23 protein-coding genes and 1 tRNA gene are annotated in these 24,623 nt (G+C 62.7%); 13 read left to right on the forward strand and 11 right to left on the reverse strand.

From position 1 onward, the window contains the following. Positions 1-159 precede the first annotated feature (159 nt). The 9 genes from AC1RZR_RS00555 (at position 160) to yacG (ending at position 5,774) form a co-directional block, all read left to right on the forward strand. Entirely contained in the window at positions 160-360 is a 201-nt protein-coding gene (locus AC1RZR_RS00555) for a hypothetical protein (RefSeq protein ID WP_477272986.1), read from the forward strand. A gap of 128 nt (positions 361-488) precedes the next feature. Next, positions 489-1,781: a UDP-N-acetylglucosamine 1-carboxyvinyltransferase gene (gene murA, locus AC1RZR_RS00560; RefSeq protein ID WP_477272984.1), complete on the forward strand. Its 1,293-nt coding sequence runs from the start codon at positions 489-491 to the stop codon at positions 1,779-1,781. Between the two features lie 173 nt (positions 1,782-1,954). Then, a complete protein-coding gene (locus AC1RZR_RS00565; RefSeq protein WP_481827339.1) occupies positions 1,955-2,389 on the forward strand; it encodes a DUF2948 family protein in 435 nt (144 codons plus the stop codon). A gap of 7 nt (positions 2,390-2,396) precedes the next feature. Beyond that, positions 2,397-3,689 (forward strand): histidinol dehydrogenase, encoded by a 1,293-nt coding sequence (gene hisD, locus AC1RZR_RS00570; protein WP_481827340.1) that lies wholly within the window; start codon positions 2,397-2,399, stop codon positions 3,687-3,689. A 6-nt stretch (positions 3,690-3,695) separates the two neighbouring features. Next, complete coding sequence (locus AC1RZR_RS00575) at positions 3,696-4,181, forward strand: UPF0262 family protein (RefSeq protein ID WP_379093635.1); 486 nt, start codon at positions 3,696-3,698, stop codon at positions 4,179-4,181. Next, positions 4,169-4,624, forward strand: coding sequence for an arsenate-mycothiol transferase ArsC (locus AC1RZR_RS00580; RefSeq protein ID WP_477273119.1), 456 nt, complete (start codon positions 4,169-4,171; stop codon positions 4,622-4,624). The genes AC1RZR_RS00575 and AC1RZR_RS00580 overlap by 13 nt, the downstream gene beginning before the upstream one ends. Positions 4,625-4,710: 86 nt before the next feature. Next, positions 4,711-4,929, forward strand: a complete 219-nt coding sequence (gene infA / locus AC1RZR_RS00585) for a translation initiation factor IF-1 (RefSeq protein WP_006200926.1) — start codon at positions 4,711-4,713, stop codon at positions 4,927-4,929. Between the two features lie 21 nt (positions 4,930-4,950). After that, positions 4,951-5,580: a Maf-like protein gene (locus tag AC1RZR_RS00590; protein WP_477272977.1), complete on the forward strand. Its 630-nt coding sequence runs from the start codon at positions 4,951-4,953 to the stop codon at positions 5,578-5,580. Beyond that, on the forward strand, positions 5,577-5,774 hold the full coding sequence (yacG, locus tag AC1RZR_RS00595) for a DNA gyrase inhibitor YacG (protein WP_477272975.1): 198 nt from the start codon (positions 5,577-5,579) through the stop codon (positions 5,772-5,774). The genes AC1RZR_RS00590 and yacG overlap by 4 nt, the downstream gene beginning before the upstream one ends. Before the next feature lie 12 nt (positions 5,775-5,786). Here yacG and melA (AC1RZR_RS00600) read toward each other — a convergent pair whose 3' ends face one another. From melA (AC1RZR_RS00600) to melA (AC1RZR_RS00625), 6 genes are all read right to left on the reverse strand, one after another. Further along, on the reverse strand, positions 5,787-7,157 hold the full coding sequence (gene melA, locus AC1RZR_RS00600) for an alpha-glucosidase/alpha-galactosidase (protein WP_481827341.1): 1,371 nt from the start codon (positions 7,155-7,157) through the stop codon (positions 5,787-5,789). A 19-nt stretch (positions 7,158-7,176) separates the two neighbouring features. Continuing rightward, positions 7,177-8,844 carry an ABC transporter ATP-binding protein gene (locus AC1RZR_RS00605; protein WP_481827342.1) on the reverse strand — a complete coding sequence of 556 codons (1,668 nt, stop codon included), beginning with the start codon at positions 8,842-8,844 and terminating at the stop codon, positions 7,177-7,179. A 10-nt stretch (positions 8,845-8,854) separates the two neighbouring features. Then, entirely contained in the window at positions 8,855-9,991 is a 1,137-nt protein-coding gene (locus tag AC1RZR_RS00610; RefSeq protein ID WP_481827343.1) for an ABC transporter permease, read from the reverse strand. 1 nt (position 9,992) lies between these two features. After that, positions 9,993-11,000 (reverse strand): ABC transporter permease, encoded by a 1,008-nt coding sequence (locus tag AC1RZR_RS00615; protein WP_481827344.1) that lies wholly within the window; start codon positions 10,998-11,000, stop codon positions 9,993-9,995. Between the two features lie 113 nt (positions 11,001-11,113). Continuing rightward, the gene (locus AC1RZR_RS00620) at positions 11,114-13,198 is read right to left on the reverse strand and encodes an ABC transporter substrate-binding protein (RefSeq protein ID WP_477272965.1); all 2,085 of its coding nucleotides are present in this window, start codon (positions 13,196-13,198) and stop codon (positions 11,114-11,116) included. Positions 13,199-13,318: 120 nt separating this feature from the next. After that, positions 13,319-14,785, reverse strand: a complete 1,467-nt coding sequence (gene melA, locus AC1RZR_RS00625) for an alpha-glucosidase/alpha-galactosidase (RefSeq protein WP_481827345.1) — start codon at positions 14,783-14,785, stop codon at positions 13,319-13,321. Between the two features lie 65 nt (positions 14,786-14,850). Between melA (AC1RZR_RS00625) and AC1RZR_RS00630 the strand changes: the two genes are divergently transcribed. Next, positions 14,851-15,906, forward strand: coding sequence for an AraC family ligand binding domain-containing protein (locus AC1RZR_RS00630; protein WP_481827346.1), 1,056 nt, complete (start codon positions 14,851-14,853; stop codon positions 15,904-15,906). A gap of 125 nt (positions 15,907-16,031) precedes the next feature. Here the strand turns inward: AC1RZR_RS00630 and AC1RZR_RS00635 are convergent, their stop codons facing one another. The 5 genes from AC1RZR_RS00635 to AC1RZR_RS00655 all read right to left on the reverse strand — a co-directional run bounded on the left by AC1RZR_RS00635 (position 16,032) and on the right by AC1RZR_RS00655 (position 22,255). After that, entirely contained in the window at positions 16,032-18,059 is a 2,028-nt protein-coding gene (locus AC1RZR_RS00635; RefSeq protein WP_481827347.1) for an aldo/keto reductase, read from the reverse strand. Between the two features lie 34 nt (positions 18,060-18,093). Next, positions 18,094-19,173 (reverse strand): ABC transporter ATP-binding protein, encoded by a 1,080-nt coding sequence (locus AC1RZR_RS00640; protein ID WP_481827348.1) that lies wholly within the window; start codon positions 19,171-19,173, stop codon positions 18,094-18,096. 8 nt (positions 19,174-19,181) lie between these two features. After that, the gene (locus tag AC1RZR_RS00645) at positions 19,182-20,018 is read right to left on the reverse strand and encodes a carbohydrate ABC transporter permease (protein ID WP_111546824.1); all 837 of its coding nucleotides are present in this window, start codon (positions 20,016-20,018) and stop codon (positions 19,182-19,184) included. After that, positions 20,015-20,875, reverse strand: coding sequence for a carbohydrate ABC transporter permease (locus tag AC1RZR_RS00650; RefSeq protein ID WP_477272953.1), 861 nt, complete (start codon positions 20,873-20,875; stop codon positions 20,015-20,017). The genes AC1RZR_RS00645 and AC1RZR_RS00650 overlap by 4 nt, the downstream gene beginning before the upstream one ends. A gap of 108 nt (positions 20,876-20,983) precedes the next feature. Beyond that, complete coding sequence (locus tag AC1RZR_RS00655; protein WP_481827349.1) at positions 20,984-22,255, reverse strand: ABC transporter substrate-binding protein; 1,272 nt, start codon at positions 22,253-22,255, stop codon at positions 20,984-20,986. 85 nt (positions 22,256-22,340) lie between these two features. Between AC1RZR_RS00655 and AC1RZR_RS00660 the strand changes: the two genes are divergently transcribed. The 3 genes from AC1RZR_RS00660 to AC1RZR_RS00670 all read left to right on the forward strand — a co-directional run bounded on the left by AC1RZR_RS00660 (position 22,341) and on the right by AC1RZR_RS00670 (position 24,603). Further along, on the forward strand, positions 22,341-23,234 hold the full coding sequence (locus AC1RZR_RS00660) for a helix-turn-helix domain-containing protein (protein WP_477272949.1): 894 nt from the start codon (positions 22,341-22,343) through the stop codon (positions 23,232-23,234). Between the two features lie 324 nt (positions 23,235-23,558). After that, positions 23,559-23,634: transfer RNA gene (locus AC1RZR_RS00665), tRNA-Phe, on the forward strand. A gap of 558 nt (positions 23,635-24,192) precedes the next feature. After that, positions 24,193-24,603: a hypothetical protein gene (locus AC1RZR_RS00670; protein WP_477272947.1), complete on the forward strand. Its 411-nt coding sequence runs from the start codon at positions 24,193-24,195 to the stop codon at positions 24,601-24,603. Positions 24,604-24,623 lie beyond the last annotated feature (20 nt).

The raw sequence follows: 24,623 nt of genomic DNA on the forward strand, positions 1-24,623 counted from the left end.
CCGATGGCGGGGCTTCTGCCATATCGAACCGGCAAGCGCAAGGCCAAGTGCAACGCTTCTGTGAAAGCCTTTGCCGGATCGCTTTTGATGACATGGCGGCGCCACAATGTTGGCTATCCCTGATCAGCGGGCTGGTGGGTCGCCAGCCGGGACGGGACAATGAACGACAAGACAATTCCTGTGAAAAAAGGCGGCACGAACCGCAAGGACCGGCTCGCCGAGCAATTGCGCGCCAATCTGCAGAAGCGCAAGGCGCAGTCGCGCTCGCGGCGCACCGGCGAGGCTGACAAGCAGCGCACCGGGGATGCCGACCAGCGGCCCGACGGGCTCGGCGCGGCAAGGGAAATACAAAAGGATTAACTCAAATCGGCCACTCTTGGGTCGGATAGCAGGAAATCCTATTTCTTGAACCGGACCGGCCAATGGTCTAGACGGGCCGATACTCAAACGATTGAAGCGGCTTTTTTGGCCGAGAGGGACGTTCTTCCATGGATCGCATCAGAATTGTCGGCGGCAACAAGCTTGCCGGAAGCATCCCGATCTCGGGCGCGAAAAACGCCGCCTTGCCGCTGATGATCGCCTCGCTTTTGACCGACGACACGCTGACGCTGGAAAACGTGCCGCATCTGGCCGATGTCGAGCAGCTGATCCGCATCCTCGGCAATCACGGCGTCGATTATTCGGTCAATGGCCGCCGCGAGAAGCAGAATGAGGGCTATTCGCGCACCATCAATTTCTCGGCACGCAACATCGTCGACACGACAGCGCCGTACGAGCTGGTGTCGAAGATGCGGGCGTCGTTCTGGGTGATCGGCCCGCTGCTGGCCCGCATGGGCGAGGCCAAGGTGTCGTTGCCGGGCGGTTGCGCCATCGGCACGCGCCCGGTCGATCTGTTCCTCGAAGGCCTGCAGGCGCTGGGCGCCGACATCGACGTCGACACCGGCTATGTCATCGCCAAGACCCGGAATGGCCGGCTTGTCGGCAACCGCTACGTGTTCCCGAAGGTCTCGGTCGGCGCCACCCATGTGCTGATGATGGCGGCGTCGCTGGCCAAGGGCGAGACGGTGCTTGAAAATGCCGCATGCGAGCCCGAAATAGTCAACCTTGCCGAGTGCCTCAATGCCATGGGCGCGAAGATTTCCGGCGCCGGCACGCCGACCATCACCATCGACGGCGTCGAATCACTGTCGGGCGCCCGCGTCCGCGTCATCCCCGACCGCATCGAGACCGGCACCTATGCCATGGCCGTCGCCATGACCGGCGGCGACGTCGTGCTCGAAGGCGCGCGCCCCGATCTGCTTCAGACCGCGCTCGACGTGATCGCCCAGACCGGCGCGGAGATCACGCCGACCAATTCCGGCATCCGCGTCAGGCGCAACGGCGCGGGCATTTCGCCGGTCGACGTGACGACGGCACCTTTCCCGGCCTTCCCGACCGATCTGCAGGCGCAGTTCATGGGCCTGATGACGATGGCCAAGGGCAAGTCGCGCATCACCGAGACGATCTTCGAAAACCGCTTCATGCATGTGCAGGAGCTGGCCCGGCTCGGCGCCCACATCACGCTTTCGGGCCAGACGGCGATCGTCGACGGCGTGCCGAAGCTGAAGGGCGCGCCTGTCATGGCGACCGATCTTCGCGCCTCCGTCTCGTTGGTCATCGCTGGACTCGCGGCCGAAGGCGAGACGACGGTCAACCGCGTCTACCATCTCGACCGCGGCTTCGAGCGGCTGGAAGAGAAACTGTCCAATTGCGGCGCGGTGATCGAGCGGATTTCGGCTTAGACAACTGTCTTCCAGCGTTGGTGATTGGCGACAGCCTAAGCGGCATCCGATCTCTCCCGCAAGGGGGGAGATCGGCTGCTTCGTCGACGGCGCCTATACCAGTCGCGGTTGCACGGACCGGAAAGACCGCCTAACAGAAGGCTGAACAATCAACCTTCAGGTGCGAAATCCGCATGACCGCCCTTAAGCTTATCGCACTCGACGATCAGGATCTGAGCATCGTCTCGGCCCATGTCCAGGACGCTGTACTGAAAGTCAGCGACCTCGAATTCCTGCCCTCGGCGAAGCGTTTCTTGCTGACCATGAACCGCTTCGTCTGGGAGGCCAAATCAAGCCTGTTTCGCCAGCACAATGAGCGGCGGCAAGCGGTGCTACATTTCGACCGCGTGCTTGGCGCCAAGACCAATGGCATCGCCCGCGACAAGCCGGCCGAGATCCTTTCACTGCTGGCGATCAGCTTCATCGAGATCAGCAAGCCGGCCGGCATCGTCGAGCTGATCTTTTCGGGCGGCGGCACCATCATGCTCGATGTCGAGTGCATCGAGGCCCGGCTTGCCGACATTGGCGGCGCGTGGGAAGCCACGTCGCGCCCCGTGCACAAGGCTTGAGCGTCCGATGGCCATCACGCTTCGTCAGTCCGATGCCGATTTCGAGCAGCGCTTCGCCGCCTTCCTTTTGACCAAGCGCGAAGTCTCGGCCGACGTCGATGCTGCGGTGCGCGACATCATTGCCCGCATGCGCGCCGAGGGCGACGCGGCGCTGATCGACTACACCCGGAAATTCGACCATGCCGACCTGGGGAGTCTCGGTATCGCCGTATCAAGGGACGATATCGCCCAGGCTTACAAGGCCGCCGACCCAAAGACGATCGAGGCGCTGGAATTCGCACGCGACCGTATTTGCTCGCATCATGAGCGGCAGCGGCCCAGGGATGATCGCTATACGGATGCCGCCGGCGTCGAACTTGGCTGGCGCTGGACGGCGATCGAGGCGGTCGGGCTCTATGTGCCGGGCGGCACGGCGAGCTATCCAAGCTCGGTGCTGATGAACGCCATACCGGCGGGGGTGGCCGGCGTCGAGCGTATCGTCATGGTGGTGCCGGCGCCCGGCGGCATCATCAATCCGCTGGTGCTGGTGGCAGCGGATATTGCTGGCGTGTCGGAGATTTATCGCGTCGGCGGCGCGCAAGCGATCGCGGCGCTTGCCTATGGCACCGAGACCATAAAGCCGGTGGCCAAGATCGTCGGACCCGGCAATGCCTATGTCGCAGCGGCCAAACGCCAGGTGTTCGGCACCGTCGGCATCGATATGATCGCCGGCCCCTCGGAAGTGCTTGTCGTGGCCGACGGCAGCAACGATCCGGACTGGATCGCCGCCGACCTGCTGGCCCAGGCCGAGCACGATGCCTCGGCGCAGTCGATCCTGGTCACCGACGATCCGGCCTTCGGTCGTGCTGTCGAACAAGCCGTGGAGCGCCAGTTGCAAAGCCTGCCGCGTGCCGAGACGGCGTCGGCGAGCTGGCGCGATTTCGGTGCGGTGATTCTTGTGCCGACGATCGACGCCGCGCTGCCGCTGGTCGACCGTATCGCGGCCGAACATGTCGAACTGGCCATCGACGATGCCGAGGGGTTTCTGGCGCGGATGCGCAATGCCGGTGCCGTGTTTCTCGGCCGCCACACGCCGGAAGCCATCGGTGACTATGTCGGCGGCTCCAACCACGTGCTGCCGACGGCACGATCGGCGCGCTTCTCGTCGGGCCTGTCCGTGCTCGATTTCGTCAAGCGTACGTCGATCCTGAAGCTTGGACCGGAGCAGTTGCGGCTTCTGGCGCCGGCGGCGATCGCGCTGGCCAAGGCGGAAGGCCTTGACGCGCATGGCCGCTCCGTCGCCATACGGTTGAACATGTAGGCCATCATGACGGGCTCCGATCAAACCCGCGCAAAACTGATCGATGTCGAACTCGATGAATCGATCGGCCGTTCGACGCCCGACGTCGAGCATGAACGCGCGGTGGCGATCTTCGACCTGATCGAAGAGAACAGCTTTCAACCCGTCAATGACAGCGGCGCCGGGCCCTACCGGCTGAAACTGTCGCTGGCCGAGCAGCGCCTGGTGTTTGCCGTGGCGCGCGAGGACGGGGCTGCCGTCGTTACCCACATCCTGTCGCTGACGCCGCTCAGGCGCATCGTCAAGGACTACTACATGATCTGCGAAAGCTACTACGACGCCATCCGCTCCTCGACGCCGAGCCACATCGAGGCGATCGACATGGGCCGCCGCGGCCTGCACAATGAGGGCTCGCAAACGCTGATGGACCGGCTGGCCGGCAAGATCGACATCGATTTCGATACGGCGCGCCGGCTGTTCACGCTGGTCTGCGTGCTGCACTGGCGGGGCTAGCCCTGGCTACCCTGCCCCGCTCGATCCTGTTCCTGTGCGGCATGAACGCCGTGCGCTCGCCGATGGCGGAACAGCTGGCGCGACGGGCGCTGCCGGCCACCATCTTCGTCGCCTCGGCCGGCGTTCGCGCCGGTGAGCGCGATCCGTTCGTCGACGCGGTGCTGGCCGAGGAAGGCCTGTCGCTGGGCGAGCGCCATCCAAGGACGATGGACGATCTGGAGGACGACTATTTCGACCTCATCATCACGCTGGCGCCGGAGGCCCACCACGCGGCGCTCGAACTCACCCGCTCGCTCGCCGTCGAGGTCGAATACTGGCCAACGCCGGACCCGACCGACGCTACCGGCACGCGCGAACATATCATGGCAGCCTATCGTGATGTGCGCGAGCGTCTGAAAGCCCGGATCAACCGCCGTTTCGCCGCTCCGGAGGCTGCCGATTAAGCGTGTTCACAAGCGGGCGATTATCATATAGGTTCCGCCGAAATTCCGGCCAGGCGCTGGAACTCCCATCCAAGCAAAGGTATCGAATGCCGAAGGAAGAAGTCCTCGAGTTTCCGGGTGTCGTGACGGAATTGTTGCCCAACGCGATGTTCAGGGTGAAACTCGAAAACGAACACGAGATCATCGCCCATACTGCCGGCCGCATGCGCAAGAACCGCATCCGCGTGCTGACCGGCGACAAGGTTCTGGTCGAGATGACGCCATACGACCTGACCAAGGGCCGCATCACCTATCGTTTCAAGTAAGCAAAGCCCGACTGGTCCGCGATGAGCATTTTGCAGAAGCTGGTGCTTGCCTCGGGTTCGCCGCGCCGGATCGAGCTCCTGCAGCAGGCCGGCATCGAGCCGGACCGCGTGCTGCCGGCCGATGTCGACGAGACGCCGCTGCGCGCCGAGCATCCACGCTCGCTGGCCAAGCGCCTGTCGAAGGAAAAGGCCGAGAAGGCGTTCGCATCGCTGCAGGCCGAGGCCGACTATGCGCCGGGCTTCGTGCTGGCCGCCGATACGGTGGTCGCCGTCGGGCGGCGCATCCTGCCCAAGGCCGAAACCCTCGACGACGCCGCCAATTGCCTCGGGCTGTTGTCCGGCCGTTCGCACCGGGTCTATTCCGGCATCTGCCTGATCACGCCGGGTGGCAAACTGCGCCAGCGGCTGGTCGAGACGCGGGTGCGCTTTAAGCGGCTGCCGCGCGAAGAAATCGACGCCTATGTCGCCTCAGGCGAATGGCGCGGCAAGGCCGGCGGCTATGCCGTCCAGGGTCTCGCTGGCGCCTTCGTGGTCAAGCTGGTCGGCTCCTACACCAACATCGTCGGCCTGCCGCTCTATGAAACGGTGGCGCTACTTTCCGGCGAAGGCTTCAAGGTGCATGGCGGCTGGCTGGCGGGTGTACGGCCGTGAATTCCGATTCCAAAGTCACGCCGCTGCGGCCGAAACGCCCCTGCCCTGAATGCGGCAAACCGTCGGCGCGCGACACCTTTCCGTTCTGCTCGACGCGCTGCAAGGACATCGACCTCAACCGCTGGCTGAAGGGCGCCTATGTCATCTCCGCCCGCGACGACGAGGAAGAGCCGGACGCCAACGAGCCGAAATGAGCGCGGAACCGGTCAGGCGGCCTCGTTCTTGCGGTTGATACGTGCCCAGGCCGGCAGCCAGTCGCCATGAGCGGCGAGAAGATCATCGACCAGTGACCAGATCTGATCGAGATCAAGCTCAGCGGCGGTGTGCGGATCCATCATTGCCGCATGGTAGATGTGATCGCGGTTCTCGCTCATAAGCGCCCGCACCGTCAGCTCCTGCACGTTGATGTTGGTGCGGATCAGCGCCGTCAGTTGCGGCGGCAGGTCGCCTATGTAAGTCGGCTGGATACCCGAGGAATCGACCAGGCACGGCACTTCGGCGGCGCAATCCCGGGGCAGCGAGGTGATGCAGCCATTGTTGCGGACATTGCCGTAGATCACCGAGGGTTCGCCCGTCCATACCGAATTCATGATCGATGAGGCATATTCCTTCGACTGCTCGACTTCGATGCGGTCGGCCGAGCGATAGGCTTCCGCTTGCCCCTTCCAGCGCTCGATCTGTTCGATGCAGCGCTTGGGATACTCATCCAGCGGGATGCCGTATTTCTCGATCAGGTCCGGGCGGCCTTCCTTGATGAAATAGGGCGTGTATTCGGCGAAATGCTCCGAGCTTTCGGTGACGAAATAGCCCAGCCGCGTCAGCATCTCGTAGCGCACCTTGTTGGGGCAGCGCGGATTCCAACCGGGCTTGGGCGCGCGGCCTTCGCGATAGGCGCGCACGAGCTCGGGATAGAGGTCGCGGTAGGATCCATCCGGCTGGCGATGTTCGAACTTCAGATAGAAGGCCATGTGGTTGATGCCGGCCGAACGATAGCGGATCTCCTCGTAGGGAAGGTCGAGGTCATGCGCCAGTTCCATCGCCGTGCCCTGCACCGAATGACAGAGGCCGACCTGCCTGATATCAGGGTATTTCTCTGATATCGCCCAGGTGTTGATCGCCATCGGGTTGACGTATTGCAGCATGATCGCCTGCGGGCAGACGGCGAGCATGTCCTCGCAGATCTTCCACAGATGCGGCACGGTTCTCAAGCCACGCATGATGCCGCCGACGCCGAGCGTGTCGGCGATAGTCTGGCGCAGGCCGTATTTCTTCGGCACTTCGAAGTCGGTGACCGTGCAGGGCTCATAGCCACCGATCTGGAAGGCGACGACGACGAAGTCGGCGCCCGCCAGCGCCTTGCGCTGGTCCGAATGGGTCTCGGCCTTCGCCTTGACGCCGAGCGTCGAGATCAGCTTGTTGACGACGATGGCGCTCTCTTCCAGCCGCTGCGGATTGAGGTCCATCAGCGCGATCGTCGCGCCCGAAAGCGACGGGCGCTGCAGCACGTCGCCGACGATGTTCTTCATGAACACCGTCGATCCGGCGCCGATGAAAGTGATCTTGGGATTTCTTGCCACGCTAACCTCCGGCATATGTTCAAGCCACGTCGAAAGCGGCCCTGACGAGCCGTTCGGTGTAGGCGGTCTTGGGATTGGACAGGACTTCGTCGACGGGGCCCTGCTCGACGATCTTGCCGTGCTGCATGACGATGACGCGATGGCACAGCGCGCGCACCACCTTGAGGTCGTGCGAGATGAAGAGGTAGCTCAAGCCGCGATCGTCCTGCAGCTTGCGCAAGAGGTCGATGATCTGCGCCTGGACGGAGAGGTCCAGCGCCGATGTCGGCTCGTCGAGCAGGATGAATTCGGGCTCCAGGGCGATGGCGCGGGCGATCGCGATGCGTTGGCGCTGGCCGCCGGAAAATTCGTGCGGAAACCGCGATAGGATATCACCGGGCATGCCGGCGCTGACCAGCGCCTCGCGCACCCGTTCGACCCGCTCGCGCCGCGTCGCCCCTATGCTGTTGACGACCAGCCCTTCCTCGATGATCTGCCCGATCGTCATGCGCGGGTTGAGCGAGGAGAACGGGTCCTGGAAGACGATCTGCATGCGCGAGCGCAGCGGTCGCATCTCGGCCCTCGACAGGCCGTGGATCGGCTTGCCGTCGAAGTGGATCTCGCCGCGCTTGGCGTCGATCAACCTGAGCAGGGCCTGGCCGAAGGTGGTCTTGCCGGAGCCGGACTCGCCGACCAGCCCCAGCGTCTCGTGGCGGCAAAGTTTGAGGCCGAGGTCGTCGACCGCGACCAGTTCGCGCCAGTCCGGTTTCAGGAAGCTGCCATGGCGCAGCATGAAGGAGACGCGCACGCCGCTCGCCTCGAGAATGGTACTGCTGCCGTCGGGGAGCGGCTTTGGCCGCCCGCGCGGCTCGGACGCCAGCAGCCGCCGCGTATAGGGATGCTGCGGATCGGCGAAAAGCCGTTCGGTGACGTTGTGCTCGCACATTTCGCCATGCTGCATGACATAGACGTAGTCGGAGAACTGGCGCACCACGGTCAGGTCGTGGGTGATCAGGATCACCGCCATGCGCAGCTCTTTCTGCAGGCTGCGGATCAGGTTCAGGATCTGCGCCTGGACGGTGACGTCGAGCGCCGTGGTCGGCTCGTCGGCGATCAGCACATCGGGATTGTTGGCCAGCGCCATGGCGATCATCACCCGCTGGCGTTGCCCGCCCGAGAGCTGGTGCGGATATTGCCTGAGCCGCGCGGCGGGGTCGGGAATCTGCACGTGCTGCAGAAGTTCGAGCGCCCGCGCCTGCGCCTGCCTGCGGCTCATCTTGCGATGCACCCTGATCGCCTCGACGATCTGGCTGCCGACCGTGTAAATCGGGTTGAGCGAGCTCATCGGCTCCTGGAAGATCATCGAGATGCGGTTGCCGCGCAATTGGCGCCGGGCACGCTCGGGGAATTTCAGGATGTCTTGGCCGTCATAACAGACGCTCGACGTAGGCGACACCGTGGCGCGCCGCGACAGCAGTCCCATGACGGTGCGCGCCGTCACCGACTTGCCGGAACCGGACTCGCCGACGATCGCGATCGTCTCGCCGCGATAGAGCTGGAACGAGATGTCCTTGACCGCTTCGACGGCGCCATGCTCGACCTTGAAGGACACGGCGACATTGCGGGCGTCGATGATGGGCTGGTCGTGGCGTCCGTCATGGTCGTGACGGACGGTCGGGGCGAAGGATTCAGTGAGCACGACGGTCATCCCAGCCACCTCAATAGGGGTCGACGGCGTCGCGCAGGCCGTCTCCCAGCGCGTTGAAGGCAAAGACGGTGACGAGCACGAAACCAACCGGCGACAGGATCCAGGGATAGGTGCCGATGACGGAATAGGTCGCGGTGTCCTGCAGCATCAGACCCCACGAGATCAACGGCGGCTTCACGGCGAAGCCGAGGAAACCGAGGAAGGATTCGAGCAGCACCACGGTCGGGATGGCCAGCGTCACGGCGACGATCACATGGCTCATCACATTGGGGAAGATGTGCTGCATGATGATGCGCCGGTCGGTGGCGCCAACGGCCATGGCGGCGCGCACATACTCGATCCGCGCCAGCGCCAGCGTCTTGCCGCGCACCTCGCGCGACATCTGCGCCCAGCCCAATGCCGACATAACGATGATGACGAAAGCGAGGAACACGTTGGTCGGCGCGGTAACCGGGATCAGCGTCGTCAGCGCCAGATAGAGCGGCAGCTGCGGGAAGGCGAGCACCAGTTCGACGAAACGCTGCATCCAGACATCGAACCTGCCGCCAAAATAGCCGGAGACCATGCCGACGGTGGTGCCGATGACGGTGATGATGAAGACGACCGTCAACGCGATCATCAGCGAGACGCGCGAGCCATGGATGGCGCGCGACAGCACGTCGCGGCCGAACTTGTCGGTGCCGAGGAAATGCACTGGCTGGCCGTCCAGCGAACCGAACAGATGCCGGTCCGCCGGCAACAGCCCGAAGAACTTGTATGGCGCGCCATGCGCGAAGAACCCAAGCAGCCTTGGATGGTCATAGTCGGGGCCGACGACGGGCTGGAAGGTGACCGGATCGAGGTCCGCCGAATCGGCCAGGGCGTAGACCCTCGGCCGCACGACGAAATTGCCGTCCTTGTCGTGAAAGCTGGGCAGTTGCGGCGGGGCGAAGCCGACATCGGTGACCTTCGGATCCATCGGCGCCAGGAACTCGGCGAACACGGCCATCACCAGCAGCAGAACGACGAGGCAAAGCCCGGCCATGCCGGTCCAGGAGCGCTTCAGCCGGCGCCAGACAAGCGCGATGTAGCTCTCGTTGCCGCGCTGCGGCTTGTTGATGGCTCCCTCGGCAGGCAGCGGCGGTGGCAGATTGTCGAAAGCCAGCATCTCAGCTTTCCCCGAACTGGCGCACGCGCGGATCGAGCAGGACGAGCAGCATGTCGGCGATGATGTTGCCGACGATCAGCGTCGCCGACAGCACCATCATGAAGGTGGCGGTGACGTAGACGTCGCCGACAGCCATGGAGCCGACGATCGCCGGGCCGACGGTCGGCAGCGCGAAGATGATCGCCGTCTCGATCTCACCGGTCAGCATGTAGGGCAGCACCACGCCCTGATACATGACGAGCGGGTGCAGCGCGTTGGGCACGGCATGGCGCATGACGACGGCGGCGCCGGTCAGTCCCTTGGCCCTCGCCGTCTCGACATATTGCGCGTTCAGCGTGTCGAGCAGATTGCCGCGCATGACGCGCATGTTGTAGGCGAGGCCGCCGAAGGTGGCGATCGCCACGACCGGCCAGACATGCTTGACCAGGTCGGCGAACTTGGCCCACGACCACGGCGCGCCGCCATATTGCGGCGAGAAGAAGCTGCCGATTTCCGACACGTTGAACTGGAAGACCAGGAGATAGACGATGATCAGCGCCATCAGGAAGCGCGGCACTGTCATGCCGAGGAACGAGATGGCCGACAGCGTCGAGTCAATCCAGGTGTATTGCCGGGTCGCTGCCCAAATGCCGAAGCCGATGCCGAGGACCGAGGCGAGCAGATGGCAGACCAGCGCCAGAAGCAGCGTGCGCGGCAGACGCTCGCCGACCACATCGGCGACCGGCTTGTTGTAGTAGAGGCTGTAGCCGAAATCGCCGCGGGTGATGATGCCGCCGATCCAGTTGAGATACTGAACGGGCAGCGGCTTATCGAGGCCATGCTCGATGCGATAGGCCTGGGCCTGCGCGTCGGCCTCGGCGAAGGAGGCTCCACCCTGATTGATCAGCTGTGAGCGGATGTAGTCGGCATAATCGCCCGGCGGCGCCTGGATGATGGCAAAGGTGACCAGGCTCAGAATGGCGAGGACCGGTATTGCCGACGCAATGCGCGTGAGCAGGAATCGCAACATGGACGGTCCGCTTCCTTGTATCGCCGACCGCGCCCTTTGGTTGCGTCCGGAGGTTGGTTTTGTCCGGCCGCGCCAGCGGCGCGGCCGGAGTTCTCTTGGTCAGGGAGGTAAACCTAATTCATTGGCCCCTTGTCTCCGGGTTTGCCGGGAAGTTCTTCGGGGAACAATTCGTATTTCGCCTGCTTGTCGGCCGCGACAAAGACCCGTTCGCGGATGATCGAATCCTCGGCCCAGTTGAACATGAAGATTGGCGTGCCCTGCGGAATGTTCGAGAAGCGCTTGTTGACGATCAGCGCGCCAGGATATTCCGTCAGGCCGACATTGTAGACGTGTTCCGTCGAGATCTTCTGGAACTGCTTCATCAGGCTGGCCCGCTGGTCATTGTCCTGCGTCGAGACGAACTTGTTGACGATGTCGACGAGGTCCTTTTCGAAAGGCATCAGATCGACCTCGCCGTTTTCCGGCGCGCGATGGTTCCAGCTGGTGCGCGGACCGACCGGGGCGAGCTGCTCGGTGTTCTGCACCACCGACGTCAGCTCCTGATCGTTGCGTCGGACCAACCAATCGAAGCGGCCGGAATATTGGGAAGCGTCGCGCTGGGTGCCGTTGAGGCCGTTGAGCACGACCCGAAGCCCGAGCTTTTCCATCTGGCCGACAACACCTTCGGCAAGGCTCTTGTCGGTGGTGTAGTCGTTGTTGACCAGCATCACGATCTCGACGTTCTTGCCGCCCGCGGTGCCGGCCGGGAAGTTCACGAAACCGTCGCCGTCGGTATCCTTGAGGCCGGCCTTGGCGAGCTCGGCCTTGGCACCCTCGAGGTCGAAGGGGAAGTAGACGGTCGAATCGCGGTCATAGAAGCTGGTGCCCGACGACAGGCCGCCGGGATAGATGGCGGTGAACGGGCCCTTGACCAGCGAGTCGCCGAGCGCCTTGCGGTCGAGCGCCATGGTGACGGCCTTGCGGAAATCCTCGTTGCGGTTCAGCTCACGAACCGCCTGGCTGCGTTCGTCCGGGTTGCCCCAGCCATTGGCGGAATAGTTCAGGCGCAGATTGTAGCCGATGAGCCTCGGGCCGAAGGCCAGCCGGGCCGGCGCGTTCGCCTCCGCCGCACGCTTCAGAGAGGCGACGAAGTTTTCCGGCTGCTCCAGATTGGAGAAGTCGGCCGAGCCGGCGACCGCCTGGACGTCGCGGTCGGCCCAGGTCGACAGCTTGTACTGCAGTTCATTGAGGTAGGGCAGCTGGTTGCCCTTCTCGTCGACCTTCCAGTAGTAGGGGTTGCGGCGCATGACGATGATGTCGTCCGGCCGATATTCGACCGGCACCCAGGCGCCCATCACCGGCATGTTCATGAATTCCGGCGGGAAGGCGTTCTTGAACTGGTCGTAGGTGTTCTTCGAATATTTCGGATGCTGCGGCTTCAGGATGTGCGCGGGGCCGGGACAGAAGGTGCCGTAGGCCATTGCGTAGAGATACTGCTTCGGGAAGGCTTCCTTGAAGGTCCATTCGACGGTGTAGTCGTCGATCTTCTTCAGCGTGGTGCCGACACCGAAGGTTTCAGGCGTCGCGCCGTTCAGCGGCGAGACGTTGGGATCGACGACCTCGTCGTCCCAGTAGAACATGACATCGTCGGCGTTGAAGGGCACGCCATCCGACCATTTGGCGCCTTCGACAAGGTGCATCGTCAGCTTGTGGCCGTCGCTCGACCAATCCCAGCTCCTGGCGAGGTTTGGCAGCGGTTCTGTGTCCTTGGCCTCGACCTGGAACAGCGGCGCGGTGCGCGTCAGGCATTCGGAAAGGCCGATATCGATGCCACCCCAGCCTTGCGTTTGGCCGGCACCGTAGTTCCAGCCTTCCGGCCGGCCGCCGATGACGTGGCGCATCGTGTCGCCATAGACGCCGATGCCGTCCTGCATGTTGCCGGTCTTGAAGACCAGCGGCTCTTTCGGCAGCCTGTCTTTCACCGGCGGCAGCTTGCCGGTCTTGACGTATTTCTCGGTAACCCAGTCAGGCTCGTGATATTGCGGGAGTGCCTTGAACTCCAGGATGGAGTCACGCGCCACATATTTGATCTTGCCCTCGGCGGGGAACGGTGTCGGCGCCGGCGGAACCGTCGGCTCGGAAGCGTATGCACTGAGTGCCGAGACCGAGACGCTCAGCGCCAGTCCGGCAGCAAGGCCGATATTGCGTAAATTCCTCACTGTCTCTCTCCCTCTTGTTTGTTCCGGAGCATTTTCACCTGCTCCGTTTCTCCTCGAATTCAAACGGCTTCCTGGCAGTGGATCTGCCTCCCGTAGATCCACCATCACCGCATGAGGTTTTCAGCCGGCCTGCTTCAGCGCGGCTTTTTCGGCGCGCAATTCCTCGATCGAGCGCACGCTGCGCCGCGCTGCGCCCGCCCACTCGCGGGTCTTCACCGCAGATGTCGACAGCCGCTCTTTGGCGGCCGGAACCGCGTGGGCATACTGCGGCAGCCAGGCTGCCTGGGCGACGACCATTTCATCGACCATCTGCCAGACCTCCTCCGGGGTTGAAACCGCGCCGACCAGAGGGTCATGCAGCACGGCGAGCTTCAGGAGATCGATGTCGCCTGATATCGCGGCATGGACCGACATGCGCTGGACATTGATCGAGGCGATGCAGGTGGCGGCACAGGCTTCCGGCAACGTGATGCCGGCGGCCATGTTGATGCCGAAGCGGTCGACGAAGCCGGGCGACTCAATGATGGCGTCCCGCGGCAGGTTGGTGATCACGCCATTGTTCTTGACGTTGAAATGGCCGCGATAGACGCGGTTGGTCTCCAGCGCCTCCAATATATGGCTGGCATGCTCGTTGGAACGTTTCTCGGGATCGATCGGCTGTGACGCCGCTTCGAGGAACTGTGGATATTCCGTTTCGAACCAGTTGCGGGTTTCCGTGGAATAGCGGAGATAGCCGCCCGTCTCGCCATGGATCCAGTCGGACATGTCGATCCAGCGCGTGATTTCGTCGGGCCGTTTGCGGTACCAGGGCAGATATTCCGAAAGATGGCCGTTGCTTTCGGTCGAATAGACGCCGAAGCGCTTCAAGACATCGATGCGCAACTTTTCCTGCCTGGAATAGACAGGATGCGCCTCGAAGGCGGCAACCAGTTCATCCTTGCCGATCTCGCGGCCGTTCAGGCGCAGATCGATGAACCAGGTCTGGTGGTTGATGCCGGAGCAGACATAGTCGAGTTCCTGCCTTGACTTCGCGCCTAGCACCTCGGCGATCTGCTCGGCGCCGTGCTGGACGCCGTGGCAGAGCCCGACGGTGTCGACCTTGCCGTATTCGATCGCTGCCCAGGTGTTCATCGCCATCGGATTGGCGTAGTTCAGGAATTTGGCGTTCGTCTCGGCGACCTCACGTATGTCCTTGCAGAAATCGAGGATCACCGGAATGTTGCGCTGGCCATAGAGAATGCCGCCGGCGCAGATCGTGTCGCCGACGCATTGGTCGATGCCGTATTTCAGGGGAATCCTGATGTCGTCGGCATAGGCTTCGAGGCCGCCGACCCGCACGCAGCTGATGACATAGCGTGCGCCTTCGAGCGCCTTGCGGCGCTCGGTGGTCGCCGTCACCTTGGTCGGCAGTCCGTTTGCCTCGACGATCCTGTCGAGGATCGCCTTGATCATCTCAAGATTGTGCTCGCTGACGTCGGTCAGCGCGAATTCGATGTCCTTGAATTCGGGCACGCACAGAATGTCGGTGAACAGCTTCTTGGTGAAGCCGACGCTGCCGGCACCGATGATAGCGATTTTGAAACTCATCAGCCGGACCTCATTTCCTTCAAATGTCAGGCAAGGAATGACAAGGAAAGGTCCAGCCACATGCCATGACATGTGTGCAAGACAAGCTGGATTCCGGCCTGCCAACCTCCCTGTCCGCTCCTCGACTGCGGATCTCTCTCGCTTTTCGAGGGGGATTATGCGCTTATTCGCGAGCGCGACCAGAGAAGGATTATGCTTTCAAGGGTAATTTTATGCTGCAGGATTTGATAGCCAACGGACAGTCCATGCGCACGATCTCGCTGCCGCGCGGCCGCCAGCGCCTGCACGCCATGCCGACGAGCACGGGCTATGAAGTGCGCGAGGACGAGATCTACGACTGGGACGGGCGCAGGCGCGGCCAGACACCGTTCACAGTGCTCCAGCACACGATCAGCGGGACCGGCCGGCTGCGCTATGAGAACCGCAACTATCGCCTGCAGAAGAACGACACTTTGCTGGTGCTGGTGCCGCACAACCACCGTTACTGGCTGGCCAAGGATGAGCGTTGGGAATATTTCTGGATTTCGATGAACGGCGAGGAGGCGCTGCGCATCCACAAATCCATACTCGGCACTTCGGGTCCGGTGTTTCGGCTGCAGCCGGCGACGATCGATCATCTTGCCGATTGCAGCCTGCGCCTCATCAAGGGGGCTGCTTCGCCGGGTGCCGCTTCCGCCGTCGCCTACGAAGCTGCGATGGCACTCTATGACGATGTGTTCGGCTCACATGCCTTTGCCGAAAAACAGAGCGCCATGCAGCCGGTCATCGATCACATCAGTGCCAACCTCGACAAGCCGCTCCCGGTGGCGGATCTTGTCCAGATCAGTGGCCTCAGCCGGGCCCATTTCTCGCGCTGTTTTGCCGAGAGCGAAGGCCTGCCGCCCGCCGAGTTCGTGCTGCAGCAGCGCCTGCAACGGGCGGCGAAGCTGCTGACCAAGGCGGATTTCCTGCCGGTGAAGGAAGTCGCCATCCTGTGCGGCTTCGAGGACGCGAACTATTTTTCGAAGGTCTTCCGCCGCTGCTACGGCATTACGCCCAGCCAATTCCGCACCACCGGCATGTATGCCAGCATGAGAACTCCGGCCAGACGCGGCGCCAGCCTGCCGGACGACGAGACCTGACGCCGCTGTTGGGGTCCTGCTTTTATGCACGTTGTCCCAAAACCGCTGCGCACTTCTGGGCGACATGCATCAGGTTCATGCATGTCGTTACCCCAAAACCGCTGCGCACTTTTGGGCGACATGCATCAGGCGGCGCGCAGGCTGCCGCCGTCCAGCCACTCGAGATCGGCCGACGAAAGTGTGATGTCGAGGGCGCGCAGGCTGTCGTCCAACTCGCCCAGCGTGCGCGGCCCGATCAGCGGAATGGATGGGAAGGGCTGGTTGAGCACATAGGCCAGTGCAATATGGATCGGGCTCTTGCCCAGCCTCGCGGCCAGGTCGATCGCCCGGTCGCGGCGGCCGAAATTCCGCTCCGAGTACCAGACCCGCACCAGTTCCTCATTGTCGTGCCTGTCACGCCCGGCGCGATCGGTGAAAAAGCCGCGCCCCTGGCTCGACCAGGCGAAATTCGGCATCTGGCGGGACCTCAGCCAGGCCTTCCATTCGTCGCTGGACGAGGTCACGCAGCCCGCCCAGATCGGTTCCAGCATTTCGGCCAGCGAGAAGTTGTTGGACAATGCGCCAGGCTTCTGCTTGCCGGTGCGTTCGGCATAGGCAATAGCCTCGTCCATGCGCTCCATCGTCCAGTTCGAGCCGCCGAACGGGCCACGGATGCGGCCAGCCTTCACCTCACGATCCATCGCATCGACGAATTCGCCTACCGGCACATCCGGATTGTCGCGGTGCATGAAGTAGACATCGACGTGGTCGGTCTGCAGCCGGTCGAGCGACTGGGCAAGCTGCTTGCCGATCACATCGGGATAGCAGAGTGGTGAGTGCGCGCCCTTGGCGATGACCACCGATTGCGCCCGCACGCCGCGGTTTTTCAACCACTCGCCAAGCAGCGCCTCGGTGTAACCGCCGCCGTAGACATAGCCGGTGTCGAAGAGATTGCCGCCGGCCTCGAAAAAGGCATCGAGCAGGATCGAGCCCGATGAAAAGGTGCGGAAATCCTCGAAGCCGAGCGCCACCACCGACGCCGGCTTCGACAGGCCCGGAATGGTGCGCTTGCCGATCGCCGTGCCACCCGACCGCAAAGGCCGGCCGGAGATGGTGTTGGTGCGCTGCGGCGCCTTCTCGATCCCGTATTCCAGGCCCGCCGCCGCCCGCCATCTGTCGAGGACGCGCAAGGTGCCGAGACTGTCGGCCCAGCCCATGCCTGGCCAGGCGAACTCCTGCCGTCCGGCGAGGATGGCCTCCCCGGCAGCATCGACCTCGAAGGAATAGACATGGCGCTTTTCGTTGACGCTGATGGTCTCGCGCGCGCCATCGGACCCGATCACGTCGATCCGACCCAGGCCGACATCACGGTTGCCGCCTGCGAACCAGAAGTCCGGCACCTCGATGCGGCCCCTGGTGCCGAAGATTCTCAGCACATTGTCCTGGTTAAGCGAGATGCTGCAGGAAACTTCGGCAATGATGCCGCCCGGGAAATGCAGCAGCGCCGAGGCCCATTCGTCGACGCCGGACTGACCAAGATGGGCAGCACCAACCACCTTGTCCGGCTCGGCGAAGGGGAGACCTGCCGCTGCCCCGGCAATCAGCCGCACCATCGAAACCGGATAGCCGCCAACATCCAGAATGCCGCCGCCGGCAAGATCGTTGGCATAGAGCCGATGCTCCGGCATGAAGCCCGGCATGGCAAAGCCGAAACTCGACTTGATCATCCGGATGTCGCCGATGACGCCCGATCTGATCAGTTCCACCAGCTTCAGCGTCTGCGGGTGCAATCGGTACATGAAGGCTTCGCCGAGAAAGGTGCCGGCCTTGCGCGCGGCATGGATCATGGCGTCGGCCTCGAAGGCGGTCAGCGCAAGCGGCTTTTCGCAAAGCACATGTTTGCCCGCTTCCGCCGCCCTGATCGCCCATTGCGCATGGCCGGGATGCGGGATCGAAATGTAGACGGCATCGACATCCGGATCGGCGAGCAAGGCATCGTAGCCATCGAGGATGCGGGCGCCGGGAAAACTCTCGGCGAGGCCAGGTTTGGCGGGATTGCGCGCGCCGATGGCAACCAGCTTCCCAGTGCGCGAAGCGGCCGCGCCACCGGCAAAGGCCTGGGCGATGCTGCCCGGGCCGAGAATGCCCCAGCGAATGGGCGTGGTTGAGGTCATTGTCATTCTCCTTGAAGGCTGGAAGGGCGGCCGGTCAGCGCAGCCGCAGTCCTTTTTCGTCGAACAGGTAGGATTTGCGGATGGAAACGGTGATCTCGGACGCGTCGGGAACCTTGGCCGCGTCGCGCTGGATCACCACGTCTTCACCGTGCGCCGTTCTGGCATAGAGAAAACTTGTGCCGCCCAGGTGCTCGACCACGTCGATGCGAACCACAAGGTCGGTGTCGCCCTCTCCGGCGCTGCCGAAATGTTCGGGACGCACGCCGACGATGACCTTGCTTCCTGCTTCGGGTGCGGCACCCGTCAGCGGTTGCGCGATACGGGTCTTCTCCTGACCCGCCAGCTCGACCACCACACCCCGTGCATCGCGCCCGACAATGCGGCCGTTGATGAAGTTCATCTTTGGCGAGCCGACAAAGCCGGCCACGAACTGATTGTCGGGATCGTCATAGAGATCGAGCGGCCGGCCGATCTGCTCGATATGGCCGGCACGCATCACGACGATCCTGTCGGCGAGTGTCATCGCCTCGGTCTGGTCGTGCGTGACATAGATCATGGTGGTGCCGAGTTCCTTGTGCAGCCGCGATATCTCGACCCGCATCTGGACGCGCAACTCGGCGTCGAGATTGGAAAGCGGCTCGTCGAACAAGAACACCTGCGGTTCGCGCACGATGGCGCGGCCGATTGCGACGCGCTGGCGCTGGCCGCCCGACAATTGCTTGGGACGCCGCTTCATCAGTTCGTTTATGCGCAGGATTTCGGCGGCTCGCTTGACGCGCCGGTCGGTGTCGGCCTTCGGATTGCCGGTCATCCTCAATCCGAAGCTCAGATTCTGCTCGACCGTCATGTGCGGATAGAGTGCGTAGGACTGGAAGACCATGGCAATGCCGCGGTCGGCCGGCTCGACATCGTTGACGAGCTTGCCACCGATGGCGATCTCGCCGCCGCTGATGTCCTCGAGCCCGGCGATCATCCTGAGCAGCGTCGATTTTCCGCAGCCGGAGGGGCCGACGAAGACGACGAACTCGCCGTCCTTGACGTCGATGTTGGCGCCATGGACGACCTCGAAGACGCCAAAACGCTTGATGACATTGTTGAGCGTGACCGTTGCCATGCTGCCCCTTACTTGACCGCGCCGGCGGCGATGCCGGCGATGAAATGACGCTGCAGGAGCACGAAGACGATGAGCATCGGGACCGTCAGCATCACCGCGCCCGCCATGATGCCGCCCCACGACACCTTGGTGAGACCGATCAGCGTGCCGAGCGCCACCGGCGCCGTCATCGACCCCGGCTGGCTGTTGATCAGGAGCGGCCACAAATAGTTGTTCCAGGAGGCGAGGAACAGGATAATGGCGAGCGCCGCCAGCATCGGCCGCGCCAGAGGCAGCGCGACGAAGAGGAAGATGCGCCATTCCTTGACCCCCTCGACGCGCGCCGCATCGAAAAGGTCGTCCGGCATCATCGAGAAGCTCTGCCGCATGAACAGCACGCCGAGCGAATTGAACAGCGGCGGCACGATCAGCGCCACCCAGGTGTTGGCGAGCTTGAAATCGCGCGCCACCATGATGAATTGCGGGATCAGCACCACCGCATAGGGCAGCGTGATGGTGCCGAGGATGATGGCGACAACCACGCCCTTGCCGAAGAACCGGTAGCGGGCCAGCGCCCAGCCGGCCATCGACGTCAGCAGCACCGACAGGAACGTGTAGGTCACCGCCACCGAGACCGAAATGCCGATGGCGCCGACGAAGTCGGTGTCACGCTGCAGGTTGTTGAAATTGTCCATGAAGTTGCCGTGCGGCAAAAGCTCGATGCCGGGACTGAAGATGCCGTTGTCCGGCATGGTCGAGAACACCACCATCATCCACAGCGGAAACAGCCAGATCAGCGCCAGGGGCGTCAGGAACAGATGCAGCGCGATGCTGCGTCCCAGCCTGGCGGAGGAGCGCGAACTCATTTCGGTTCCCTCGTCAGCCACAGCTGCACCAGCGTGATCGCGATCGCCAGCGCGGCCATGGTGTAGGCAACGGCCGATGCGTAGCCGAAGTTGAGCGACCGAAAACCCTGGCGGTAAAGCAACAGGCCAAGCGTTTCCGTGCCGCCGCCCGGTCCGCCCCGCTCGGTGATCAGGAAGGGCTCGGTGAACAGCTGCATGGTGCCGATGATCGACAGCACGAGGCAGAACACGATGACCGGCTTCAAGAGCGGCAGAGTGATGTAGAAGAACTGTTTGAACTTGCTGACGCGGTCCAGCGTCGCCGCCTCATAGACATCTTCGGGTATGGACTGCATGCCGGCGAGCAGGATGATGGCGTTGTAACCGGCCCAGCGCCAGGTCACCGCGATCATGATCAGCGCCATCGCCGGTGTGACGTTGGAAAACCAGTCGATGCTGGGCAGGCCGACGCTGTTCAAGAGCTTGTTGATGATGCCGAAGTTGAGGTTGAACATCAGCCGGAAGACCGCGGAGTAGGCAACTTCGCCGACCACGACCGGGGCGAAGAAGGCGAAGCGGTAAAGACCCCTCGCCTTGAGCAGCGGCGAGTTCAACAGCACCGCCATCACGATCGCCAGCGTGATCATCACCGGCACCTGGATGACAAGGATGAGCAGCGTGTTCTTCAATGCGTTGAAGAAGGCGGGGTCGCCGATCAATCGGCCCCAGTTGAAGCCGGGTGCGAACCGCCACGGCACGGTGCGCGTCGCCTGGAAGGAGATCATGAAGGAATCGATGATCGGCCATACCCAGAAGATTGCAAAGATCAGCAGATAGGGCGCGAGGAAGCGATACGCCGTGGCGTTCTGATAGCGCATTGTTGCCTCCTTTCCGCGTTCAGAGGTTGGCGCGCCCTGGCGAAACCCGGGGCGCGTTCGGAATGGTCCCGGGCAGCATCAATACCCCCCGGGACCATCTCGTCCAGATCAGGATTTGACGGGCAATCCGGTCGCTGCGGCGATCTGGCTTGCGGCATCGTCGAGCGCTGCCTTGGCGTCGGGGTAGCCGCCGGCCAGATATTTGGTCTGCACGGCGCGGACGATGATTTCGGCGTCGCTCTGGAATTGCGTGCCGCGGCTTGGAACAACCTTGGGCAAGGTGCCGAGAATGTCCTTCCACACCGCCTGACCGCCCCAGTAGGGCAGGCCTTCCGAAACATAGGGGTCATTCAGCGCCGAGATCAGGGACGGCACCAGGCCGAACTCCTTCAGCATCGTGATCTGGCCTTCATTCGTTCCGAGCGTGTATTTCATATAGGCGTAGGCGGCTTCCTTGTTCTTGGACGCCGAGGTGATGGCCAGCGAGGAGCCGCCGAGATTGGCGGCGCGCGGGCCGTCGGCGGTGAGGCTCGGCATCAGGTAGACACCCCATTTGCCGTTTTCACCGGCCGATTCGGTGCGAACGGTGCCTTCATACCAGCCACCATAGATCTGGGTGGCGACCGTGCCAGCCGTGTTGTTGGTTATCTTGGTACCCCAGTCGGCCGAGGAGACGATGCCGGCATCCTTCATCTCCTTGACCTTGGTCATGGCATCGATGCATTTCGGCTGGTTGACCGTGATCGACTGGCCGTCCTCGGCGAAATAGGCGCAGCCCTGTTCGTTGGAGATCATGCGGAAGAATTCGCTGTCACCGTTGAAATCGGCATTGGTCATCGAGACGCCCGGATTGGCGGCCTGGATCTTCTTGCCGGCGGCGATGAAATCGTCCCAGGTCTTGATCGATGCCGGATCGACGCCGGCCTTTTCGTAGAAGTCGCGGCGGTAGAAGGCCGCCACCGGGCCGGAATCCCACGGCATCGCATAGGCCTTGTCGCCGACTTCGAGCTCGGTGCGTTTGAAGTCGGGGAATTTCTTCTGATCCTCGGCGGTATAGCCCAGCGTATGCAGGTCGACGAAGCAGTCGGGGAACTGGCTCCAGTAGTTCTCGGCTTCGCCGTTCTCGATGGTGACGATGTCAGGCAGGCCGACGCCGCCGGCGGCGCAGCCGGCGATGGACTTGTCGTAGGTCGGCTGGTTGCCGAGATCCTGGACCGTCACTTTGATGTCGGGAAATTGCTTGTTGAAGCCGGCAACGGTCGCCTTCAGCGATGAAGCCGCGACATTCCAGCTCCAGATCGTGATTTCGCCGGATTGCGCAAAGGCCGGGGCAGAGCCCAGGGCGAGCGCGAGCGCGGCGCAGGTCAGTATGATGCGCATTGAAATCCTCCCATTTCATTTGCTCTCTCACTGTGAGCATGGCTAGACTATGCAGTGGGCAGGGCCTGTCGCCGTCAAAGGGAATATGAAATTGGCGGAAAGTAAGATGCCGGAACGGCCGTTTTACCAGCCGGGCGCCAGCAGCGTGGAAGGCCTGCCGCTGCTGCTGCAGATGTTTCACACCAATCCCCTGGTGATGCTCAAGCCGCATTGGCACGCACAGGTCGAGGTGAATTTCATTGTGCGCGGCAGCGTGCATTACCGCATGAACGACCACGAGATTTCGCTGTCGGCCGGCGAGATGTGCCTGTTCTGGGGTGGCCTGCCGCACCAGATGGACGATTTGTCCGACGACGCCATCTATGCCGGAGCGCATCTGCCGCTGGTGCATTTCTTCCGGCTGCACCTGCCCACGGATATCCGGCATCGGCTGATGACGGGTGCCACGCTGGTGACCGGTGCCACCGACCAGTCCGACAACCATAATTTCGAGCGCTGGAACCGCTACGCCCGGTCCGGTGACCAGGCCAAGGCGGAACACGCCGTCAACGAATTGCTGCTGCGGCTGGAGCGGGTGCGGTTCGAGCCATACCGGCTGGTACCCGAAACCGCGCCCGGGCAGGAAACGGGCAACCCCTTCGACCAGCAGTCGTCGCGCAATGTCGGGCGCATGTGCGATTTCATCGCCGAGAACTTCCTCTACGACATCGATTGCGTGAACATCGCGGCGGCCGCCGACATCCATCCCAAATACGCCATGAGCCTGTTCAAGAAATCGACCGGCATGACGCTCAACGAATACGTCAACCTGCTGCGGCTGAGCTACGCGCAGGCGCTGTTGATGCATCAGGACGCCAATGTGCTGCGCGTCGCCATGGATTCTGGCTTCGGCTCGCTCAGCGCCTTCAACAAATCGTTCCGCAAGCTGGCCGGCATGTCGCCCTCCGATTTCCGCAGGGGCGTGACAGGCGCCAGATAGAACGCGACGACCGGCGAGGCATGACCGATGCCGCGAATGCGTTGCCGCACCCGGATTGCCGGCTGAAAGACGGGTCACGGCATCGCGGCCCGCGATCGCAACGCGGACAAGGACAGAGAAGGACGAAATGGCAGCGCGCCGCGAGCCATCCCGGCTGTCGCCGCGGCACCGGAACCGGCCGACGCATGGCATCTCTTTTTCCTGTCTGAAATCGCCACCTGAGCGCTGGACAGGCCGGATTCCCATGCTATAACCCACGCGCTTTCAAGGGGTGCCCACGCGCCCTGATGAACTCCGGTTTACGAGATTTCGTTTGCCGGACAGGCCCAGATAGCTCAGTTGGTAGAGCAGCGGACTGAAAATCCGCGTGTCGGTGGTTCGAATCCGCCTCTGGGCACCAAATTTTCTCCAAGAAAATCAATGTCTTGACAATCAGGTATGGGCACCCGTACCCAATTTCATGTCGCACCATGTTGCAAACCGCTACCGTTGATTTCCAAGGATTTCCTGCGACTATCGGCGAGTCCACGCGACATGGATGCGACATGGGGGAAGCAAATTAGCGAGGAAAAGGACCGCCTGCCGCCATATCCCGAAAAGGATACGCGGTCCGGTGCTTACCACGTCGCGCGAACGGCGATCGACGCAGGAGCCCAAGGCGTTTTCCTGGCAAGAGAACAACCGGCGTTGGGGACGCATTTCTCAGGTTCATCGCGAGCCCAACTTAAAAGCCCGCCACCGTGAGGCAGCGGGCTTCATTTTTCTCGTCGGGAATTTTGATCAGCGGCCGAACAGCGGGAATGGCCGCGCTCACTTTGTTCCTGGTCGTGCCAGCTAGAGGCGCACCACTGTAAGGCGCGGTCGGGGCCTGCGGATGATCTTTGATTTTGATTGCATTGCTCTTTTAGGGAACCCTAATATCCCCCGTTGAAAATCGGCATTACGGGGAGGAAGTGTCATGCCTAAGGTTTCGGATCTCTTCTTTAAGACGGCAGTCGTGTGGCTCATCCTGGGGATTGGCGCCGGCTTGCAGATGGCGATTTCGGGCGACCACAGCGCCTTTCCGGCGCATGCGCACATCAATCTCCTCGGATGGGTTACAAGTGCAATCTTCGGCGGCTACTACGCCCTTAACCCGGCAAAGGCCGGGCGGAAAATCGCGATGATCCACTACGGCTTATATAACGTCGGGCTTGTGATCATGCTTCCTGCTTTGTATCTGATGCTGCACGGAGGCTATACGGCAATCGAACCGGTCGTTGCCGTCGGCTCGCTGATCGTGGCTGCAGCGGTTCTGCTTTTCGCCTTCGTGGTTTTCTCAAGCGCAAGTGTACGCTCGGCGTCCGCACTATCGCCAGCCACGCGCTGAATTGGCTGAGCCCGAACGAA

Source organism: Mesorhizobium bavaricum (assembly GCF_056781655.1).

Coding starts and splice junctions, on each gene's coding strand:
- melA (WP_481827345.1), bottom strand. CDS start 14,785: ATGAGTTTCAAAATCGCTATCATCGGTGCCGGCAGCGTCGGCTTCACC.
- AC1RZR_RS00655 (WP_481827349.1), bottom strand. CDS start 22,255: ATGCGCATCATACTGACCTGCGCCGCGCTCGCGCTCGCCCTGGGCTCT.
- infA (WP_006200926.1), top strand. CDS start 4,711: ATGCCGAAGGAAGAAGTCCTCGAGTTTCCGGGTGTCGTGACGGAATTG.
- AC1RZR_RS00640 (WP_481827348.1), bottom strand. CDS start 19,173: ATGGCAACGGTCACGCTCAACAATGTCATCAAGCGTTTTGGCGTCTTC.
- AC1RZR_RS00650 (WP_477272953.1), bottom strand. CDS start 20,875: ATGCGCTATCAGAACGCCACGGCGTATCGCTTCCTCGCGCCCTATCTG.
- AC1RZR_RS00555 (WP_477272986.1), top strand. CDS start 160: ATGAACGACAAGACAATTCCTGTGAAAAAAGGCGGCACGAACCGCAAG.
- AC1RZR_RS00575 (WP_379093635.1), top strand. CDS start 3,696: ATGACGGGCTCCGATCAAACCCGCGCAAAACTGATCGATGTCGAACTC.
- AC1RZR_RS00630 (WP_481827346.1), top strand. CDS start 14,851: ATGACATGTGTGCAAGACAAGCTGGATTCCGGCCTGCCAACCTCCCTG.
- AC1RZR_RS00670 (WP_477272947.1), top strand. CDS start 24,193: ATGCCTAAGGTTTCGGATCTCTTCTTTAAGACGGCAGTCGTGTGGCTC.
- hisD (WP_481827340.1), top strand. CDS start 2,397: ATGGCCATCACGCTTCGTCAGTCCGATGCCGATTTCGAGCAGCGCTTC.
- AC1RZR_RS00590 (WP_477272977.1), top strand. CDS start 4,951: ATGAGCATTTTGCAGAAGCTGGTGCTTGCCTCGGGTTCGCCGCGCCGG.
- AC1RZR_RS00565 (WP_481827339.1), top strand. CDS start 1,955: ATGACCGCCCTTAAGCTTATCGCACTCGACGATCAGGATCTGAGCATC.
- AC1RZR_RS00635 (WP_481827347.1), bottom strand. CDS start 18,059: ATGACCTCAACCACGCCCATTCGCTGGGGCATTCTCGGCCCGGGCAGC.
- AC1RZR_RS00660 (WP_477272949.1), top strand. CDS start 22,341: ATGAAATTGGCGGAAAGTAAGATGCCGGAACGGCCGTTTTACCAGCCG.
- AC1RZR_RS00615 (WP_481827344.1), bottom strand. CDS start 11,000: ATGTTGCGATTCCTGCTCACGCGCATTGCGTCGGCAATACCGGTCCTC.
- murA (WP_477272984.1), top strand. CDS start 489: ATGGATCGCATCAGAATTGTCGGCGGCAACAAGCTTGCCGGAAGCATC.
- AC1RZR_RS00605 (WP_481827342.1), bottom strand. CDS start 8,844: ATGACCGTCGTGCTCACTGAATCCTTCGCCCCGACCGTCCGTCACGAC.
- AC1RZR_RS00645 (WP_111546824.1), bottom strand. CDS start 20,018: ATGAGTTCGCGCTCCTCCGCCAGGCTGGGACGCAGCATCGCGCTGCAT.
- AC1RZR_RS00610 (WP_481827343.1), bottom strand. CDS start 9,991: ATGCTGGCTTTCGACAATCTGCCACCGCCGCTGCCTGCCGAGGGAGCC.